We start from the raw sequence: 20764 nt of genomic DNA on the forward strand, positions 1-20764 counted from the left end.
TATGGCGATATTATTTTATCATTTTATATAGAGTAAGATTTTGTAAGGGAAAGGAATTGTATATGAATAAGCAAAGAATTTATAGTATAGTAGCAATCCTGCTATTTGTTGTAGGTGGGGTGTTAATTGGAAAGCCATTTTATGATGGATATCAGGCTGAAAAGAAACAGACTGAAAATGTGCAGGCTGTTCAAAAGATGGATTATGAAAAGCATGAGACGGAATTTGTAGATGCTTCCAAAATTAATCAACCAGACTTGGCGGAAGTAGCGAATGCATCATTAGATAAGAAACAAGTAATTGGTCGTATTTCGATTCCAAGTGTTTCAGTAGAACTGCCTGTTTTGAAAGCTTCTACTGAAAAAAACTTATTAACAGGTGCAGCGACAGTAAAAGAGAATCAAGTTATGGGAAAAGGAAATTACGCACTAGCAGGACATAACATGTCTAAAAAAGGTGTTTTATTTAGTGATATAGCTTCTTTGAAAAAAGGCGATAAAATTTATTTGTATGACAATGAAAATGAATATGAGTATGCGGTTACTGGTGTATCTGAAGTAACTCCTGATAAGTGGGAAGTTGTGGAGGATCATGGGAAAGATGAGATAACGCTTATTACATGTGTATCTGTAAAGGATAATTCTAAGCGTTATGTTGTTGCTGGTGATTTAGTAGGAACGAAGGCGAAGAAGTAAAAAAGAAGGTGAACTCTTTAAAGAGTTCACCTTCTTTTTTACTAATGTTGAGAAAAAATAGAATGTTTTGGTTTGTATTTAAGTATTCTTCTATTTATGTATAATAAAGTTATAATTCTATATTTTGGGAGGAACAAGAGTGAGACAACAGGTGAAGAAACTTCTTTTAACAACGAGTATAGCGTTATTGGTAGCTCCAATTTCAGCTTATGGGCATCCAGGGCGTACAGATGCTAACGGCGGACATACGTGTCGTACAAATTGTGAGAAATGGGGATTACAGTACGGGGAATATCATTATCACAATAAACCAGCTTCTAGTAGTGGTGCAACGAGCCCAGCTCCTAGCCAGAATAATAATAGTGCTGTAGAAGCTGAGAGACAAGCAGAAGCACAGCGCAATACTGAGGCTGAAAAACAACGTGCTGCAGAAGCACAGCGCAACGCTGAGGCTGAAAAACAACGTAATGCAGAAGCACAGCGTAAAGCTGAAGAAGAGAGACAACGTGTAGCCGAAGAACAAAGAAAAGCTGAAGAGGCACGTAAGCAAGAGGAAGCGCAGCGCCAAGCTGATATGGAAAAAGGTCAACTTGAAGGTCAAAAGAATGGAGAAACTGATTTTAAAGCAGGAAAAAATGATGCAGAAGTGCATGTAGCTGGAAAATCTGATGCATATAAACAAGCGTTTAAAGCGACTTATGCAGCCGCATGGTCTTTAGAAGAGCAGAAGAAAACGCATTTTGAAAAAGGAAAAGAACAAGGTTTAGCACAAGAGACGATGGACGATAGTCAAGTTGCTCCAGAGTTTAAGGTAAACTTTGTAGACGGGTTCAAAGTAGGGAATAAAGAAAGAACAGAAAAAATTGAAAAAGAACAAGCTGAATTAGGAGAAAAGACAGGGAAAGAACTTGCTGAAAAGAATCCTGGAAATAGAGAGAAAGAAGTATACGTGAAGGCATATGAAACAGCGTATGAAAAAGGCTATAAGTCTACAAAAAAGGCAGTAGAAAAGGCTGGCTATAAGTATGCATTTGAAAACTATAATTTAAAAGTTCCTGCTAAGTATGAAAGAAATGAATTGTTAAAGAAATGGTTTACTGAAGGGTTTAAATTGAATAAAAAAGCAGCAGAAATTCGAGAAGAAGGGTATAAAAAGGGAGACAGCTGGTTCTCATTCTTCTATAAGAGTTTCGTACCAAGTGAATATAAAGAACATAAAGAGCTGTACGAACAAGCAATAGAAAAAGGTAAAACGGCATAAAAAAAGATGAGGAGAAATTCCTCATCTTTTTTAATCCATCCATTTCACTAATTTCTTAGAAATTAGTAATAAAACACAACCTAATATAATTGCCACAGCGCCAATAACTGTGAATACTTCAGCGTATCCAAGTGAGGTTGTAAAGCTTGCAAGTTGTCCGCCTAAAATGTTGGCGATACCTGAACTTGCTAGCCATACACCCATTAGTAAAGATGCTAATTTTACCGGAGCAAGCGCACTAACCATTGATAGTCCGACAGGTGATAAGAATAGCTCACCTAACGTATGGAAAAGATACGTAAAGACGATAAATAGTAAGTTTGCTTTTTCTGTAATGTTATGTTCATCACTACCTGTTTTTAATGTAGCGATAACGAGAATGATATAACCGATACCAAGCAAGATCATACCAAGTCCCATTTTAGTTGGGATTTTTAAATCACCGCGCTTGCGAGTTGCAAGTTTTGCCCATAATGCAGAAATGACTGGAGCAAGTAAAATAATAAATAATGGATTGACCGATTGGAACCAAGATGTTGGAACTTCCCATCCGAACACAGAGCGGTCTACAAATTTGTTTGTATATAATGTTAACGAGCTACCAGCTTGTTCAAAGCCAGCCCAGAAGAAGACAACGAAGCATGTTAAAATGACGATAACTGCGGTACGTTGTTTTTCTTTTTTTGTTAACGGTGTATCTCCTACTGATGGTTGTCCATCTGTTGTTTGTAAATCGCGAGTTGGTTTTTTACCGATATCACCAAGGAAGCGATTTGATAATGTTGTAAATAAAATTTGTCCAATAATCATTCCGATTGAAGCGGCTAAGAAACCGTAACGGAATCCGTAATGTACAACGCCATCAACTGTTGTTTTGAATAAATTTTCTGATAAAAACCCGCAAACGAGTGGAGCTAAAAATGACCCGACGTTAATACCCATATAGAAAATGGTAAATGCACTATCACGTTTTGGATCGTTCTCTTCGTATAATTCTCCAACCAGTGTAGAGATGTTCGGTTTGAAGAATCCGTTACCGATAATAATAAGCGCTAATCCGAGGTATAGGCCTAATTGGTTTTGCAAGGCAAATAGTGTAAGGTTACCGGTTGCCATTGTTATACCACCAATTGTGATCGCTTTTCTTCTACCTAGAAAACGGTCTGTTAAGTATCCACCAATCATTGGTGTGAAATAACAGGCTCCAGTATAAAATCCGTAAATAGAGAGTGCCCATGCGGGACTAAACCCAAGACCACCGCTTACTAAAGCTGTCGTTAAATATAATGTTAATAATCCTCGTAATCCATAGTAACTAAATCTTTCCCACATTTCTGTAAAGAAGAGTAAGTATAAACCTGGAGGATGTTTCTTTTTTCTTTGTTGTTCTCTTTCTAGTTGTATCGCTGATTCCATGTTATTTTCCTCCTGACACAAACAAAAACAAAGTTAATAATTTTGTACATTTAATATTTTACCTTATTAACTATTATAAGTCAATAAAGGTTGATTTTTCAGAAGAGATTGGAAAAAGGGAATAGCTATAGAAGGGGTGTTTCTTTTGTGATAGACTATGGACTATGTTTTCTTTGTAAGGAAGCGGGTTATTGTACTTTTTTTATATGTGGAATTGATTTCATAAAAGATGAAATTAAAGAAGGAGAAAGAAATGAAATTGTTACAGAAAAAAGAAATTTTACTTATTAGTCTTATGTTATTCTCGATGTTCTTTGGAGCAGGGAATCTTATATTCCCACCTTTTCTTGGATATGAAGCAGGAGAACATGTGTGGATTTCGTTAGTAGGATTTATTATATCAGCAACAGGTCTTCCTATATTAGGTGTTATTTCTATTGCAAAAGCAGGAAGTTTTCAAACGTTAGCGGGTAGAGTTCATTCTTCATTTGCAATTATTTTTCCATGTATCGTGTATGTATTTATTGGACCTGGGCTTGGTATACCACGTGCGGGAAGTTTAGCCTTTGAAATGGGGCCAGGTCAGTTATTCCCTGAAGCAGGAAGCGGAGTATTATTGTTTTACACAGTTATTTTCTTTAGTATTGTTTACTGGTTAAGTTTATCACCATCTAAACTAATGGGGTTGTTTGGAAAAGTCTTGACGCCGTTATTATTATGTATGATTGCACTTATTTTTATAAAGAGTATGTTTACAACAGTAGGAGATATGAAAGAACCAATAGGGAACTATGGCCAAGCTCCTATGTTTCAAGGGTTTTTAGATGGATATTTAACAATGGATGCGTTAGCTGCTTTAATCTTTGGAATTGTTATTGCAAATGCATTACGTGCAAAGGGTATTGAAGATGATAAAGGTTTAGCGAAATATATGAGTATTGCTGGAATTGGGGCAGGATTATTATTATCGATTATTTATGTCATCCTTGGATATGTGGGGGCAATTAGTGGCTCATTAGGAACATTTGATAACGGTGCGAAAGTGTTAGCACAAGTTATGATTACATTATTTGGACAGGGCGGAGTCGTTCTATTAGGTCTTATTTTTACTATCGCATGTTTATGTGTTTCAATTGGACTTGTTACGTCTTGTAGTCAATTTTTTGCGAGTGCATTTCCAAAAGTATCTTATAAAGTGTGGGCATTTATAGTAAGCGTTGTTAGTATGATCTTAGCTAATTTAGGATTAACGCAAATTTTAAAAGTATCAGTACCAATTCTTGGATTTATTTATCCAATTGCATTAACTCTTATTATTCTAGGGTTATTCCATAAGTATATTGGAAAGTATGCATACGTATATGCAGTAACTGTTTGGGTTGTAGCAATATTTAGTGCAATTGATATTTTGAATAAAAATGTAATGATGAATCAGTGGACGTCAGTATTAAAATACATTCCGTTTTATACAGAAGGTGTTGGGTGGATTGTTCCAGCTATTGTAGGCATGTGTCTTGGTTTCATCGTTAGCATTGTTCTAAATAAGAATAACTGAGTAAAAAGGTGTTTTCCGATTTTGGAAGACGCCTTTCTTTTTTGGAAAAATACTATTGAAAATGAATAGACTAAGAGTATGATAAAGATAATTGGTAATATATAGGTTTAATGAGAGTTACGAATGAGGGGGGAGCGTATGAAGAAGGATTTGGATAAGAAAATAGAAGCACTCGAAACAGCAATTGAAACAATTCAAGAAGCACTTGCTGAATTAAAAGTGAAGCAAAGGGAAATAGAAGTAGAAAACGCTCAGCAACATGCTAGTAAGGATAAGAAAGAATATATTGAAACGATAATGGAGGAAAAGCCAAAAGAAGAAATAGTTAAGATAAAAGAGCCTTTGCAAGAACGTGAGGTAAAACAGGTAGATATATCGGCTTTTAAACCAGAGCCATTTAATATTATTAAGTTTTGTCAAACATGGTTACCGCGTGTATTTGTCGGTATTATGTTGCTTGGAGTGATCTGGTTATTTAAAGCAGGGGTAGATGCTGGCTTATTAACACCAGCGATACGAATTGTGTTTGGTATCGCATTATCTATCGGATTGTATTATATAGGAGATATTCAAATTAAAAGAGAGCGACAGGCGTTAGGGTTAGTATTAGCTGGAGGAAGTATTACCGGGATTGTTCTAACAACGTTTGCAGCACATTATTTATATGGATTTATTCCGGCAAGTGTCGCGTTTCTCTGTAATATTGCATGGGTTATTTTAGGTATTTATTTAGCGAAAAGATATCAATCGGAATATCTCACTATTTTCGTAGCGGTCGGAGCGTTCTTCGTACCATTCTTGTTAAATAGTACGACTCCTAATCCTTATATTTTCTTTGGATATGAGACAGTATTAACACTTAGTTTATTATGGTATGCGTTGAAAAATCGTTATAAATACTTATATATGATTTCTTACGCTGTTGCTGCCATTGTCCTTTTCGTTTTCTTTGCTGTTATGTCAATGTTAGTAGAGAACTTGCAAATACAGTTAACGATTGTATATGGTTTGATTCATTTACTATTATTTTGGCATATGTTTACGGAGAGAAGTTTTATACTAGAACCACGTTTGGCAATATTTAGTGCGAATGCAGTGTTCTTTATACTAGCTATTTCAAAAATACCTGATTTTACAACATGGGGATTAATTATTAGTGCACTCGTGCATGCCATTATGTTCGTATTTGAATATAGGAAAAATAGACATTCTACATTTACAAATCTCTTATTTGGTTTCGCAATGGGAGCATTTAGTTTAGCAATTTTATATGAGTATAGTTTAGTGAATGCAGCGATTGTACTATTGTTACAAGGTTTCCTCGGCATGGTCACTTCTATTAAAGGAAAACAACAGATAAAATTGTATGTTAGTGCAACGATTTACGCGATTGGAATGATACAAACGATTTTTAGTCCGTTTGATCAATTTATTTCGGCAGGCTTTGTTGCTCATCTTATTTTAATAGGAACGTTCTATTATTGCATGAGAGAAGCGAAAGAAGTATTAGCGAGCTTCGGCAAATATATGTATTCTATAGTGCTCTATTGGTTTATGATAATTGTATTTATTACAATTACGAGAATCGGTGAAGTTTTATCTACAGATGGAAGCGTAATTAGTGTATCAGTATCGTTATTATGGATGGTATATGCATTATTTGCAGTTTGGTTTGGAAGAAATAGAAATATGAATGAAATATTATATGCTGGTTTAGTCGTTTTAGTCGTAACGGTAGGGAAGTTATTCTTACTTGACTTACCAGAGGTATCGATGATGATTAGGGCAGTGTTATTCCTAATCGTCGGTAGTATAGGTATCGTTATTTCAAGAATGTTTTTCTCGAAGGAAGAGAAGTGAGAAGAAGGCAATCCATGTATGGATTGCCTTTTTTATTATTTCTTATTAATCGTCACAGTTTCATTATATTTCGTTGTTGTATTTTGGCGTAGACGAAGCGTTGCTTGTCCAGTTGTATTTGAATCAATCTGTACATTTACAACTTTCTCAGCAGAGCCTAAGCTGTTTGTTGTGAAAGAAAATGCACTACTATATCCGAAAGTAGATGGCCAAGTGCCGTTTGCATTTTGTACTTTAGCCACTTGTGTTCCACCAGTAGTGAAGATACCTAAAGAATAGTTGTTATACGTTGTATTAGGTAGTAAGTTATTTACTTGAATCTTCATTTGGAAAATTTCATTGTTTGGTAGAATGCTAGGGTGTGTAACGACGTAGTCGCTTGTTGTTACCGCACCGTTATAACCGTATGAACCTGGTTTGAAAGTATTTGTATTAAACCATTGATAACCTGCATTTGGTGCACTCCAAGGTTCAGGTTGTGGTTCTGTTGATAAGCTTGGCTGTTCAAATGTTTGTAGAGCTGTAGGTGAATCAAGTTGTAAACCATTTACTTGATCTAAACTTGTAAATGTCTCTTTATTTGATAACCAATTTACGATGTTTTCTAATAAGATAGCATCGTTTTCTTCTTTATAACCATCGTAAGTTTTCTTTGTTTGGCCAGAATCTTCACGAACGTACTTTGGCGTAGCATCTTCAACAGGAGAAGAGTCACCAATAAAGGCAGCTTTTCCAAGTCCTACTTTTGCAATTGCAGCATATGGGCCTTCTGCAATACCACCGCCATTATAAACGCCGCTATCAACAGCGTTATTCCATTTTGATGGATTTTCTGGAAGGTAAACAAGTCCTTTTGCTAGTTTTGGATTTGTAATTGCCAGAGTAGAACCAGCATGCATTGCTACAGACGAAACACCTTTTGTAATTCCGAAAGATTGTTCAGGCGATACAATTGTTTTCGCTGAAACATCACCAAGTGCATTGTAGCGGAAGCGAATACCGAAGTTGTCAGAGAGCCAATCAGAGCTTTCTACTCCTTGCATAGCTTGTGAATTTGCTTCTTCATTAGACATTCCTTTTGCTGGATTATCCCAAGCACCACGTCTATATCCATTAAATACTTCAGAAGAGTCCCAGCGATTTTTATTGCGATCCGCATTGTAATGATCAGCAATAAAGAAGATACTACCACCATTTTTTACATATTGTAACATAGCGTCCTGCTCAGATTTTTTGTAAGGAATATTAGCTTCTGGAACGATAAATACATTGTAATCTTTTAAGTCTTCGTACGTAATAGGTGTTGATTTACGAAGTTCCTTTACGTGATATCCGTTTTTTGCGATGCCGTTTCCGAAGTCAGAAAAGCCGCCGTCAATAACCCAGTCAGCTGTCCCAGCAGTTTGACCGTGTGTATTATCGAATAATACTTTCTTCCCATTGTTTTGATTTACAACTTTTGCAGCAATTTCAGGAGCTGGGTCTACAGAGCTTTCGGCATAAGTAGACGGTATGAACGAGGTCCCTATACTTAGTGTAATTGCTGTTGCTAAAGAAAATGTAATCCATTTTTTATTCTTCATAGAAGAATCCCCCTAATAATAAATATATGTGCTTTAATAATGTAATTTATTTTTCTGTAAAAATAAAGACGGAAAACATAAAAAATATTAAAAGATTGTAAAAATACCGTGAATTATGTTGAGAAATATTTATATAGATATAAAAACATCCCTTCCAAGTAATAAGGAAGGGATGTTTTGCTTAACTAATTTTTGAGTTAGGTGTTTCATCAATCTTATGAAACCCTTTCATGTAATATACAATTGCTAAGCCGATAAGCCAAATTGGGCCGACAATCAATGCAATTCGTGTATCTTCTGAATACGCCATTATACCTAATACTAATACAAGGAAAACGAGTGAGAAATATGAGCTTAATGGGTATAAAGGCATTTTATACGATAACTTTTGTTTATTTTGAGTAGGCAAGCTTTTACGGAATTTAATTTGAGCAACTAATATAATTCCCCAAGTCCAAATTGCGCCGAAAGTTGAAATGCTAGTAAGCCATGTAAATACCTTTGCAGGTACGAGATAGTTTAATATAACACCAATGAGTAAAACGATAGCAGTTGCTACAATTCCTTGGCTTGGAATGCCATTTTTATTTAAACGACCAAATCTTTCAGGAGCTTTTTTCTGCTGAGCTAATGTATATAGCATACGGCCTGTACTAAATAAACCACCATTACAAGAAGAAAGAGCTGCTGTTAATACGACAAAATTAATAATACCTGCTGCTTTTGCGATACCAATTTGCTGGAATGTTAATACGAATGGACTGCCTTTCTCACCAAGTTCATTCCATGGATAAATTGCCATCATAACGAATAATGCCCCAACGTAAAAGAGTAGAATTCTCCAAAATACGTTATCGATTGCCTTTGCGAGTGTTTTCTTCGGATTTTGAGCCTCACCAGCTGTAACACCGATTAATTCAACGCCTAAATAAGCGAATAGTACCATCTGCATGGAGAGTAGTAATCCAGAAAATCCATTTGGGAACCAGCCACCATGTGACCAAAGGTTTGAAATACCAGTAGCGATACCACCGTTTCCGAATCCGAATAAAATAATACCAGCTCCGACTACTATCATACAGATAATTGTGACAATTTTAATGAGAGCAAACCAAAACTCAAGTTCTCCAAATACTTTTACCGATAAGAAGTTAAAAGCGCTCATTAATAATAGAGCAAGTAACGCCCAAGTCCAGCGCGGAATATCTGGGAACCAGTACTGCATGTAAATACCAGCTGCTGTAATTTCAGCCATACAAGTAACAACCCATAAGAACCAGTAATTCCAACCAGTAATATAGCCAGCGAGTGGTCCAATATAATCATATGCATATTTACTAAAAGAACCGGCAACAGGTTGTTCAATTGCCATTTCCCCAAGCGCTCGCATAATGAAAAAAATAACGAGTCCGGCAATCATATAGCCTAGTAAAATAGAAGGACCGGCTAGTTTAATGGCGGAAGCGGATCCTAAAAATAGCCCAACGCCAATAGCTGAGCCAAGTGACATTAAAGTAATATGTCGTTCTTTTAAACCACGATTTAAAGTTCCAGATTTGTTTGCGTGCTGCATAAGAAGAATCCCCCTTGTAGAGTGAACGATATTTGAATGCGTTTACTAAATATTTAACTATTTCAAATTATAAAACATTTCTATCTGTTATGCTACAAAAATAATCATAATGAACTGTACTACATCTGTACTTGTCCGACTTAAACTTAAAATTCGAACTATTAGGGAATATATTGACTCTTCTTTTTATTGATTGTTAAGATTAAGTATTATATTTTCTCACATACTAGTAAGAAAAAGAATGTGTGATAATAATTCAGGTGTAGGAAGGGTACATAAGCATGTTTCAATTACAAAAATATAACACTTCTGTGAAGCAAGAGTTTTTAGCTGGCATCACAACTTTTTTTACATTTGCGTATATTCTTGTCATCAATCCAAAAATATTATCTGATGCAGGTGTACCGTTTGACCAAGCGTTTACAGCAACAATTATTGCCACTGTTGTTGGAACAGTAGGTATGGCGATTTTCGCGAATTACCCGATTGTTATTGCTCCAGCTATGGGAATGAATGCATATTTTGCTTATTCTGTTGTACAGAAGGCAGAAGGGATTACATATGTAGTTGCCTTTTCAGCTGTATTTGTAACGGGAATTATTTTTCTTTTATTATCTTTTACTTCGTTTAGGCAAAAGTTAATTTTAGCAATTCCTGATAGTTTAAAGCATGCAATTGCAGGTGGAATTGGACTATTTATTGCTTTTATTGGATTACGCCTTTCTGGAATTATCGTGGATCATCCGTCTAATTTAGTTACGATTGGTGATTTTCATTCTCCAGCTGTTATTTTAACTTTAATTGGTTTAATCTTAGCGGCGGTATTAATGGCATTACGTGTGAGCGGTGCATTATTTATTAGTATGATTGTGACAGGAATTATTGCCTTCTTTACAGGGCAATTGAAGTTTGCTGATAAAATTGTGGCGATGCCTCATTTACCAGAGGGTATTATCGTTTCAAACCCAATCAATGCCTTTTCTGATGTAATTGAATACGGATTATACGGCGTTGTATTTTCATTTTTACTTGTACTGTTATTCGATACAACAGGTGCATTACTCGGTTTAATTAAACAAGCAGGTTTAATTACAGACAATACAGAGAAGCGTTTTGGTAAAGCATTTATTGCAGATGCAATTGGCGGGACTACAGGTTCTATCTTTGGAACAAGCCCAACAGCAGCGACCATTGAATCGTCAGCAGGTATTGCTGCAGGTGGTAAAACTGGATTAACAGGGATTGTAGTTGTTGGTCTAACAATTATAACGGCATTTTTCAGTCCTGTTATTGCTTCTTTATCAAGTGTAGCTGCTATTACAGCTCCTTCATTAATTATAGTAGGTAGTTTAATGGCACAAAGCATTCGAGATATTAATTGGAATGAATTTGAAGATGCGTTACCAGCATTTTTGATCTTTATAGGTATTCCGTTAACATCTAGTATTGCAAATGGAATCGCAATTGGATTTTTAGTATATCCAGTCTTGAAAATTGTGAAGGGTAAAGGGATGGAAGTACATCCATTACTATACCTATTTGCATTCTTATTTGGATGTCATTTATTCTTATAATATAAATATAGGAGAGGGCCTTCTTATGGGAGGCCCCTTTTTTGTGTATAATAAAGTGAAACTATAGGCAGTAGGGGGATCCCCACTGTGTATTAGCCCACACCAATTGTGATAAGATGAAAACTTAAATGATTTCGTAAAATATAAATTACTTAATGGAATATATATGTTACAATAAAGACAGAGGAGGAACATGAATGGCTGTAAGTAAAATAAAAGTCGCGCGTGTTCAGTTAGATTTAACACAGCAACAATTAGCAGAAAAAGTAGGCGTTACAAGACAAACGATTAGTTTAATTGAGAAGGGGAAATACAATCCATCTTTAGATTTATGTTTGAAAATTTGTTATGCAGTAGATAAAACGTTGAATGATTTGTTTTGGGAGGAAAAGGAGTGGTAGGATGAAAATCGTGAAAGATGAACGTTTAATGATTGAAGGGTTAAAACATATTAGATTAGCTTTCATCTTACAAAATATCGTCATACTAGCTATCGTCTTTTACCGCTATGTCTTGCAAGGGGCAGGATATGAAAGTGTTTCGGATTTATTAATGGTATTTATGGGCGGGATAATAATTATTAACTTTTTAAATCTGAAAAATTCAGTGGAAGTGTATGAGCATACGGGCGGAGTGTCGCGTCGTTATTTTATGAAGCTATTATTCATTCCGGTGGGTATTATTATTGGGATTTTAGCTATTTGTATCGTTGTAACACCAGATATTTCGATAAAGGAAATTAGTATGACAGGACTTATTATGTTTGCTTGTTTTTTAGTTCCTAGTTTGTTTATATACATATATATGAAAAAAATAAAAAGAGAAGATTGAAATATAAGAAAGGCTTTCCTGTATTGAGGAAAGCTTTTCTTATATCTTTTTATACAAAACTTTATGAAGGCCAATTGGTTCAATTTCAAAAATTTCACCATGTTCCTGAAAGCCTAAGCGCTTGTAATAGTCAGCTACAGTAATTCGGCCATTACACCATAACATATTTGCTTGACGCTCTTGTAAGATTTGTTCTGCATTCTGAATTAAGGAGCTTCCAGCGTGGTTGTTTCGAAACTCAGGTAATGTGGCCATTCCTCGTAGACGATAATGAATACCGGCTGGTAGGTCAGGATATATTTCTTTTGAGAAGGAAGCGATACTAATTAGTTCATCGTTTATAAATGCGCCTAAGTGGAAGGTGTCTGTTTCATAATCGGAAGGATATTTACAATCTGCTAATGTTTGATTGGGGCGTAAAATTTTTTGACGTAATACGTAAGTTTCAGATCCCTCAATATTTTTCACGATAATCATATTAACATCCTTTCTTATAAGGCTTTTTCTGTTAATTGTATAAAGAAATAAGCAGGTGCGGCGAGAAGTCCGAGTATGCTAGCAGTTCCGAGAAGGAGTGAAAGTAGGAGGCAAGAATATTTTATTCCATTCGATTTTTTCCATCCGTAACTACAAATCTCAATACTAACACCGATGAGAATAATGGCAATGAGTATTTCTGCTAATAATAAAAGAGCTAAAGTTACAATAGACATAATGTGATCCATCCTCATAATATGTGATAGTAACATTTTACTCTAATATGTTTTTTAGTGTATCGATATGTTCTTTTGAACCTGTTACAAGTAATGTGTCACCGTGTTGTAGTCTTGTATCACCATGTGGTATTAATGCTTTGTTACCGCGGTAGATTTGAATGACAAGTACATCACCTAAAAACGGGAGGCGGCGAAGCGCAACGCCGTTATATTTATTGCTGCGCAGTTCAACTTCGCGTACTGTTTCGTTTGCTGTTGTAATTAAGCGAACGAGACTAGGTTTATCAATAAGTGCACGTAATAAAATACGTGTAGAGTTAATTGTTGAGAATACAGCGATATGTTCTTGCGTTGCTTTTTCTTGTAGAAGTGGATCTTCTACACTTGCAATAACATGTTCAACACCTAGCTCTTTTGCATGTTCTGCCAATAATAAGTTTTGTTCATCATCGCTTGTTGCAACAACGACGCGATCTGCATCAAATGCTGTTTGTTCAGTTAATGATGCAATTGTGATGTCATCTAATTTCACGATAGGAAAGTCATGTGATTTCGCTTCTTCATCATTTATTTTGTTTTGACGCATCATATATAGCGTTACGTCATAATCTTCTCGTTTTAAATCTAGTGATAACGGAAGGGTAATTCTGCTCGCGCCAATAATAGCTACTTTTGGTTTTGGTGTTTCTACTTTTGGGAACATTTTTTTAAATAATATAGGTGCAAAAATACAAGTAATAACTGCGCTTAAAATAAGAGAGGCAGATAAACTTGGACTGATAATCCCCAGTTTTTCACCAATTTGTGCAGCCGCAATAACTAAAGAAAGTGTCGATGTTAATAAAATTGCACTTCCAAGTACGATATTACGTGGATACCATTTTCGTAAGACGAGTGATGGTAAGAGTTTTGAAATAAAGAGTCCTACAATTAAGATTGGGATCATTAGCATGCTAGAAGGCTCTTTAAAAATAGACCATACCTCTAGATTTACACCAACCATTACGAAGAAAATAGGGATGAAGAAACCATAGCCGATGGAATCAAGTTTTTCAACCATATCTTCATTTGGTGATAATAACGATACAAGTACGCCTGCTAAGAAGGCACCTAAAATATTTTCTGCTCCAACAGATTCCGATAAACCAACTAAGATTAAAATGAGTGCAAAAACAGCCCGTGTATCAATTTGTACACTACCAGCTTTTAAACTATCTAAGTATGGAATGTTTTTAAAGCGTTTTGCAATAAAGTAAATGACAATACCGGCACCGAATAGAAGAAGTAAGAGCCACATACTTTGGCCGCTTTCGGAATTTAATCCGACGAAAACAGCGAGTAAAATCATTGTAACTAAGTCTGCAATAACAGCAACTAATAAAATGATTTGTCCGATTGCAGTTTTTCCTAGGTTGTTCTCTTTTAATGTTGGTACAACAACCCCTAAAGAAATAGTTGAAATAATTAAAGTCATGAACATTGCATTATCTACGAATCCTAGCCATACGAATAGTAATGATAGGGCATAAGATAAGATGAAAATAAATAAGAAGATAATGCTTGCTGCTTGAAATGTATTTGGCTCGTTTGTCGTATTTTTTTTCCCTTTTTGTTTAAAGATAGAAAAATCAATTTCTAAACCGCTTAAGAACATGAGGAAGATAAATCCTAATGTTGATAAAACTTGAAGCCATATATCTGGCTCAATAATATTAAACCCACTTTTACCTACAAAGATTCCTGCAATAATTTCTGCAACGACAACAGGAAGTGCTTTTAATTTAAAGCGTTGTAACAAAAGGGGAACGAAAAACGCGATTGCAACGACAACCATAAGTGATAGAACAGAAGTATGATGTTCCATTGCGTTCTCTCCCTTCAAATAAATATAGTACCTATTTAGCCATATAATAGGTAGAAAAGCAACGCATATGGATTCGATTTCATAAAGAAAGACTTTTCTTAACATTTGTCATAATAAGTATATTTTTCATGATTCTGTTGTTAATTCCGTAATGTGGATGTAATAGGGGAGGGGATAAAAAAAGACTGCTGAGGAATCTCAGCAGTCTTTTTCATGTACATTACATTGAGAAGAAGATCCATACAGTTAAACCAACTGTTGCAGTTGCAACGAAGAAACTGTATATCATTGTAAGAATTTGAACTCTTCCTTCTCCTTCTTTTAAATGCATGAACATAATTAATTGTAACAATGCTTGCGCAACAGCCATGATGATAATAGTTGTTAAGACTGTTGAAAGTGGCAATGTTGTGTAAAGTGCCACGTATAACGCTAGAAACGTTAATGCAAGCGATAAAATAAATCCGAAAACGTGTGACCAAGGGAATCCGCTATGCGCATGCCCATTTGCTTGATTGTTGTTTTGAGCCATTTACGCCACCATCCCGTTCAAGTAAACTAGTGTGTAAATGAAGACCCAAACAAGGTCAAGGAAATGCCAGTATAAGCTGATAATGAATACTTTACGAGCTGTAACTGGTGTTAGACCTCGTTTTAAAATTTGGATAATAACACAAATTGCCCAAATGATACCGCCTGTTACGTGGGCTCCATGCGTTCCAAGAAGAACGAAGAATGCAGATAGGAAAGCACTTGTTTGAATTGTTGCGCCTTCACCAATATACATAATGAACTCTTCAATCTCGAAGAATAGGAAACCTGCACCTAAAAGTAATGTAAGGACGAACCATCCAAGCATCGCTTTTTGGTTGTGCTTACGCATTTCGTGAATTACGATACCACATGTGAAACTACTTGTTAAAAGTAGTAATGTTTGAATTAAAAGCGTTTTAAGTTCAAACAGTTGCGCTGGAGTTGGGCCATCTGCCGTACGACCAGCAAGGACTAGATAAGAGGCGAAAAGTGTTGCGAACAGCATAATTTCAGCCCCAAGAAAAATCCAGAATCCTAGGATATTCAATCTGCTTTGTTCGGATTGATATTCCAAAGGTAAGCTTTTATCTAAAGCCGCCATGTCATTTCACCTCTCATGCTATATGTTCTGTTTCTTTAATTTCATCAACACTTACGTAGTAACCATCGTCATAATCGAATGAACGATAGATTAAGCAAGCTAAAATACCAATACCACCGATTGCTGCAAGCCAGAACCAGCTAAATACTAATGCGAAACCTGCAAGACCGAAGAATAAAGACGCAATAATAGGCACACCAGAGTTACTTGGCATGTGAATTGGTTTGATATCTTCTGCTGCTGGTGTAACTGTTTCTCCGCGTTTTTTCATGTACCAGAAAGCATCAGCTTCTTTAATTTCAGGAAGCTTTGCGAAGTTGTAATGTTGTACAGGAGATTGAGTTGCCCATTCAAGTGTACGACCATCCCATGGATCTCCAGTTGTGTCACGTTCACCGTGACGTGCACTCCAAATTACGTTGTAGCAAAGAAGTAGGAAGCCAATACCCATCATTACCGCACCAACAGATGCGATTTGGTTTAGCCATCCCCATCCAAGACTTTCAGAGTAAGTGTACATACGACGAGTCATACCGTCTAAACCTAAGAAGTACATTGGGAAGAAACAGATGTTAAATCCGCTCATAAAGATCCAGAATGTCCATTTACCTAGGCGTTCATTTAACATATGACCAGTCATTTTTGGATACCAGAATGTGAATCCAGCAAGCATAGCGAATACTGTACCTGCGATTAATACGTAGTGGAAGTGAGCAATTAGGAAGTAGCTGTTATGGTATTGATAATCAGCTGCTGCCATTCCAAGCATAACCCCTGTAACCCCACCGACTACGAAGTTTGGAATAAATGCCAATGACCAAAGCATTGGAACTGTAAAACGAATACGTCCTTTATACAGTGTAAACAACCAGTTAAAGATCTTAACCCCGGTTGGAATCGAAATCGCCATTGTCGAAATCGAGAAGAATGAGTTAACCGCTGGACCTGCACCCATCGTGAAGAAGTGGTGAAGCCATACGACGAAACTTAGTAAAGAAATTGCAACCATTGAGTATACCATCGCACTGTAACCGAATAGACGCTTACGTGAGAATGTACTAATGATTTCAGAGAAAATACCGAATGCCGGTAAAATAACGATATATACTTCAGGGTGACCCCATACCCAGAACAGGTTGGCCCATAACATCGGCATACCGCCGCTCGCCATCGTAAAGAAGTGAGCATCGAATAGACGGTCAAATGTCATTAATGCAAGAGCAACTGTTAATACTGGGAAAGCGAAAATAATGATAATTGTTGTAATTAAGATTGACCAAGTAAACATTGGCATTCTCATTAAAGTCATACCAGGTGTACGCATTTTTAAGATAGTAACAAGGAAGTTAATACCGGTCATTAGCGTACCGAGACCTGAAATCTGTAATGCAATTGCGTAGTAGTTATTTCCTACGCCTGAAGTAAACTCTGTACCTGCCATTGGGAAGTAAGAAGTCCACCCAGCGTCTGGAGAACCACCGATTACGAAAGCGATGTTGAATAACATTGCTCCGACAAAGAATAACCAGAAACTTAAAGCATTTAAGAACGGATATGCAACGTCACGAGCACCAATTTGTAATGGTACTACAAGGTTCATTAATCCCATAACGAATGGCATTGCCATGAAAAGAATCATTACTGTACCATGCGTTGTAAAGATTCCGTTATAGTGTTCAGCGTTTAAATAAGTTGTTTCTGGGAATGTTAACTGTGCACGGATCATTAAACCATCCATACCACCGCGGAATAACATGATAACCGCAGAAATAATATACATGGCTCCGATTTTTTTATGGTCAACAGTTGTCAACCATTCGTCCCAAAGCCATTTCCATTTTTTATACTTTGTTAGTACGAAAATGATTGCTAATGTCACAAGAACGATAGAAGCGTCTGCACCGTAAATAATCGGGTCACCTGTGACAAAGAATTCATCAAGCTTCACTGTGTTCACTCCAATCTGTTGGAATAATAGCTATTATTTTTTGTTTTTGTAGTAGTTGTAATCACAATATTCAAGTGATTTTGGATCTACATAACTTAAGTGGTGACTAGAGAACGTCATGCGTCCAACTACACCAGGTTTAATAATTTCGTTGTACTTCTCTTCGGTTAACTTATCAGCCTTTTCTTGTACTTCTTTAACCCACTTGTCATATTTCTCTTTAGTTTTTGCTTCAACTTCGAACTCCATGTGTGTGAATCCTTCACCAGAGAAGTTCGCACTACGGCCTAGGTAAGAACCTGGCTTATCAGCTTGTAAATAAAGATCCATAATCATGCCATCCATTGTGTACTTCATACCACCAAGTTCTGGTACCCAGAAAGCATTCATTGGGCCGACAGAAGTCAGTTTGAATTGAATTGGTACACCAGCTGGGATATTTAAATAGTTAACGGTTTCAATTTTTTCCTCTGGGTAACTGAATAACCATTTCCAGTTTGCAGATGTAACATAAATTTCAACTGGTTTAATATGTTTGGACTCTTTCGGAACCTCTTCCGAAGCATAAGTTGCTTTTACTGTTGGAATCGATAATGCGATAACGATAATAACAGGAACAAGCGTCCAAATAATTTCTAGTAATGTGTTACCGTGTTGTTCAGGTGGCTCATAGTCCATATTCTCTGGTTTTTCACGATAACGAATCAAGATGACTGTAAACAGAATGAATACAATTGCGATAATTAATGACATAAGCAAGAATGACCAAACAATTAAATCATACTGTGCTTTTGCAACAGGTCCTTGCGGATTTAATACTGCGAGTTTTTTATCACAGCCACCGAGGAACAGAAGTAATGATAACGGAAGAAGCGAAGCCAACTTCCAAAACGCTTTCTTTAGTTGCACGATTGAAAATCTCCTTTCTCCTTGGATTGAAACTATGCCAATAAAACAATATAAACCTATTAATTTATAGAAGGCAATAGTTTTTGATATATTGTTAAAAAATAGACACAAATGCACACTTTTTAAGGTGAATATCATTTGTAACTTGATTACATTGTAAACTATTTTCCAGAGAAAAACGTGATTGTGAAAATTTTAAGATAAATAAAGTTATACCAGGATATCCAAGAAATAGAAAAAAGCTATCTTATCATAAGAAAGATAGCTGAATATTTTGTATATTTAGTTTATTTTTTGTGTGATAGTTCGTGGCTGTTCAAGTGTGACAATTTTTTTTATATTTAAATTGGTATAAAATGTAACAAATAATCATAAATGGAATGCCACAATAAAGAGCAATTCTTTGATCTGGAATGAAAGCCAAACTAACAAATGTAATGAAATTGAGTAAGAACGCCACGATTGGAACTAGCGGATAGAGCGGTGTACGATATTTTAAATCATTTATGTCGCCACCATTTTTCACGAAATTTCTACGGAAGAAAAACTGTGAAGCGGCAATTGACATCCAAACGACAACGGCAGCCATTGCTGCAATAGATGTTAAAACTAGAAAGACAGTATCTGCCGCAAATACACTTGTTAATAAGGAAAGGCTAGCAAAAATCAGACTGAAAATTAATGCATTTAGCGGTACACCTTTTTTAGTTAATTTCGTAAATGCTGGGCTTGCCATTCCTTGTTTTGCCATCGCCCACAGCATACGAGAATTTGCGTATAGACCAGAGTTAGCAACGGATAATACAGCTGTAATAATAACAAAGTTCATAATGTCTGCTGCATATGGGACACCGGCTACATCAAAAACAAGTACAAACGGACTTTCGACTAGATTAGCCTCTTGCCATGGGAGTAAACCTACAACAACTGATATCGCTAAGACGAAGAAGAAGAGAGTTCGCCAAATTGTATTTTTGATCGCTTTTGGAATTGTTTTTTCAGGATTTTCACTTTCTCCTGAAGCGATTCCGATTAATTCTGTTCCTTGGAAGGAGTAATTTACTGTAATCATCGTAAGAAGAACAGCTAATGCACCGTTTGGAAATAGCCCGCCATTTTCAGTGAAATTATGAAGCATCGGAGCTGGCTTTCCGTTAAAGTCTAGTAAACCGAACATAACAGCGCCACCAAGTACGATGAAAATAACAATTGTTGCAACTTTTACACTTGCGAACCAAAACTCTGCTTCTGCATATGCTTTTGCTGATAAAGCGTTTACGAGGAAGAGCGCTGCTGCAAATGTAACGCACCAAATCCATGAAGAAACGTCTGGAAACCAGCGTTTCATTAAAATACTTACAGTTGTTAACTCTACGCCAACTGTAACAGCCCAATTTAACCAATACATCCAACCGACAACAAATCCAAAACCAGGTGAAATGAATTTGCTTGCATAGCTTTGGAATGAACCTGCTTCTGGCATAGCAACAGATAATTCACCAAGACATAACATCGTTAAATACATAACAAATCCACCGACTAAAAATGCAAGAATAGCGCCACCAGGTCCGGCATTATGGACGATTTGACCAGATCCCATAAATAGCCCGGTTCCGATAACACCACCGAGTGCAATCATAAATAGGTGTCTACTTTTCATTGTTCGTTTTAAATTTGTTTGTTCAATTTGTTGATTCATATGCCCCTCACCCCGTATTTTCTTGAATGTGTGAACTTCATTTTATTCTGAGTTTTTAATCATTAGTGGGGGATGCAACACACACTCGGTTTATTTGCTATGAAATGAATGGAGTATGTAAAAAATGAACTATGACTAAATACTC

At 36.2% G+C, this 20764-nt stretch carries 17 protein-coding genes and 1 pseudogene; 7 read left to right on the forward strand and 11 right to left on the reverse strand.

Annotated features, from left to right (window positions below):
- Positions 1 to 62: 62 nt before the first annotated feature.
- On the forward strand, positions 63 to 695 hold the full coding sequence (locus ACYFX0_RS23540) for a class A sortase (protein ID WP_001041729.1): 633 nt from the start codon (positions 63 to 65) through the stop codon (positions 693 to 695).
- A gap of 139 nt (positions 696 to 834) precedes the next feature.
- Entirely contained in the window at positions 835 to 1956 is a 1122-nt protein-coding gene (locus tag ACYFX0_RS23545; protein WP_001249825.1) for a YHYH domain-containing protein, read from the forward strand.
- Positions 1957 to 1986: 30 nt separating this feature from the next.
- Here the strand turns inward: ACYFX0_RS23545 and ACYFX0_RS23550 are convergent, their stop codons facing one another.
- Entirely contained in the window at positions 1987 to 3372 is a 1386-nt protein-coding gene (locus tag ACYFX0_RS23550; RefSeq protein ID WP_199669965.1) for a peptide MFS transporter, read from the reverse strand.
- Between the two features lie 253 nt (positions 3373 to 3625).
- Here ACYFX0_RS23550 and brnQ1 point away from each other — a divergent pair, with 253 nt between their 5' ends.
- Together brnQ1 and ACYFX0_RS23560 are read left to right on the forward strand one after the other, a co-directional pair.
- Entirely contained in the window at positions 3626 to 4927 is a 1302-nt protein-coding gene (gene brnQ1, locus ACYFX0_RS23555) for a branched-chain amino acid transport system II carrier protein BrnQ1 (RefSeq protein ID WP_199669964.1), read from the forward strand.
- Positions 4928 to 5065: 138 nt separating this feature from the next.
- The gene (locus ACYFX0_RS23560; protein WP_460271971.1) at positions 5066 to 6787 is read left to right on the forward strand and encodes a DUF2339 domain-containing protein; all 1722 of its coding nucleotides are present in this window, start codon (positions 5066 to 5068) and stop codon (positions 6785 to 6787) included.
- 35 nt (positions 6788 to 6822) lie between these two features.
- On the opposite strand, the gene ACYFX0_RS23565 is transcribed toward ACYFX0_RS23560, so the two are convergent.
- Entirely contained in the window at positions 6823 to 8370 is a 1548-nt protein-coding gene (locus ACYFX0_RS23565; protein ID WP_000791509.1) for a DNA-binding protein, read from the reverse strand.
- A 181-nt stretch (positions 8371 to 8551) separates the two neighbouring features.
- A complete protein-coding gene (locus tag ACYFX0_RS23570) occupies positions 8552 to 9943 on the reverse strand; it encodes an amino acid permease (protein ID WP_001163362.1) in 1392 nt (463 codons plus the stop codon).
- A 281-nt stretch (positions 9944 to 10224) separates the two neighbouring features.
- Here ACYFX0_RS23570 and ACYFX0_RS23575 point away from each other — a divergent pair, with 281 nt between their 5' ends.
- From ACYFX0_RS23575 to ACYFX0_RS23585, 3 genes are all read left to right on the forward strand, one after another.
- Positions 10225 to 11517: an NCS2 family permease gene (locus ACYFX0_RS23575; RefSeq protein WP_061668135.1), complete on the forward strand. Its 1293-nt coding sequence runs from the start codon at positions 10225 to 10227 to the stop codon at positions 11515 to 11517.
- 197 nt (positions 11518 to 11714) lie between these two features.
- Complete coding sequence (locus ACYFX0_RS23580) at positions 11715 to 11918, forward strand: helix-turn-helix transcriptional regulator (RefSeq protein ID WP_000301183.1); 204 nt, start codon at positions 11715 to 11717, stop codon at positions 11916 to 11918.
- Between the two features lies 1 nt (position 11919).
- Positions 11920 to 12348: a hypothetical protein gene (locus ACYFX0_RS23585; protein ID WP_000706629.1), complete on the forward strand. Its 429-nt coding sequence runs from the start codon at positions 11920 to 11922 to the stop codon at positions 12346 to 12348.
- A gap of 39 nt (positions 12349 to 12387) precedes the next feature.
- Here the strand turns inward: ACYFX0_RS23585 and ACYFX0_RS23590 are convergent, their stop codons facing one another.
- The 8 genes and pseudogenes from ACYFX0_RS23590 to ACYFX0_RS23625 all read right to left on the reverse strand — a co-directional run bounded on the left by ACYFX0_RS23590 (position 12388) and on the right by ACYFX0_RS23625 (position 20619).
- Complete coding sequence (locus ACYFX0_RS23590; RefSeq protein ID WP_000587679.1) at positions 12388 to 12825, reverse strand: GNAT family N-acetyltransferase; 438 nt, start codon at positions 12823 to 12825, stop codon at positions 12388 to 12390.
- 14 nt (positions 12826 to 12839) lie between these two features.
- Complete coding sequence (locus tag ACYFX0_RS23595; protein ID WP_003300023.1) at positions 12840 to 13097, reverse strand: DUF4022 family protein; 258 nt, start codon at positions 13095 to 13097, stop codon at positions 12840 to 12842.
- A gap of 1 nt (position 13098) precedes the next feature.
- A complete protein-coding gene (locus ACYFX0_RS23600; protein WP_106082025.1) occupies positions 13099 to 14928 on the reverse strand; it encodes a monovalent cation:proton antiporter family protein in 1830 nt (609 codons plus the stop codon).
- A 220-nt stretch (positions 14929 to 15148) separates the two neighbouring features.
- A complete protein-coding gene (gene qoxD / locus ACYFX0_RS23605; RefSeq protein ID WP_000068425.1) occupies positions 15149 to 15460 on the reverse strand; it encodes a cytochrome aa3 quinol oxidase subunit IV in 312 nt (103 codons plus the stop codon).
- Entirely contained in the window at positions 15461 to 16063 is a 603-nt protein-coding gene (qoxC, locus tag ACYFX0_RS23610; protein ID WP_000729316.1) for a cytochrome aa3 quinol oxidase subunit III, read from the reverse strand. It abuts the gene before it with no gap.
- A gap of 13 nt (positions 16064 to 16076) precedes the next feature.
- Positions 16077 to 18011 carry a cytochrome aa3 quinol oxidase subunit I gene (qoxB, locus tag ACYFX0_RS23615; protein ID WP_000762373.1) on the reverse strand — a complete coding sequence of 645 codons (1935 nt, stop codon included), beginning with the start codon at positions 18009 to 18011 and terminating at the stop codon, positions 16077 to 16079.
- A 33-nt stretch (positions 18012 to 18044) separates the two neighbouring features.
- A complete protein-coding gene (locus tag ACYFX0_RS23620; protein WP_001176164.1) occupies positions 18045 to 18920 on the reverse strand; it encodes a cytochrome aa3 quinol oxidase subunit II in 876 nt (291 codons plus the stop codon).
- A 282-nt stretch (positions 18921 to 19202) separates the two neighbouring features.
- A pseudogene (locus tag ACYFX0_RS23625) lies at positions 19203 to 20619 on the reverse strand (amino acid permease).
- Positions 20620 to 20764 lie beyond the last annotated feature (145 nt).

The organism is Bacillus sp. NEAU-Y102 (assembly GCF_054788175.1).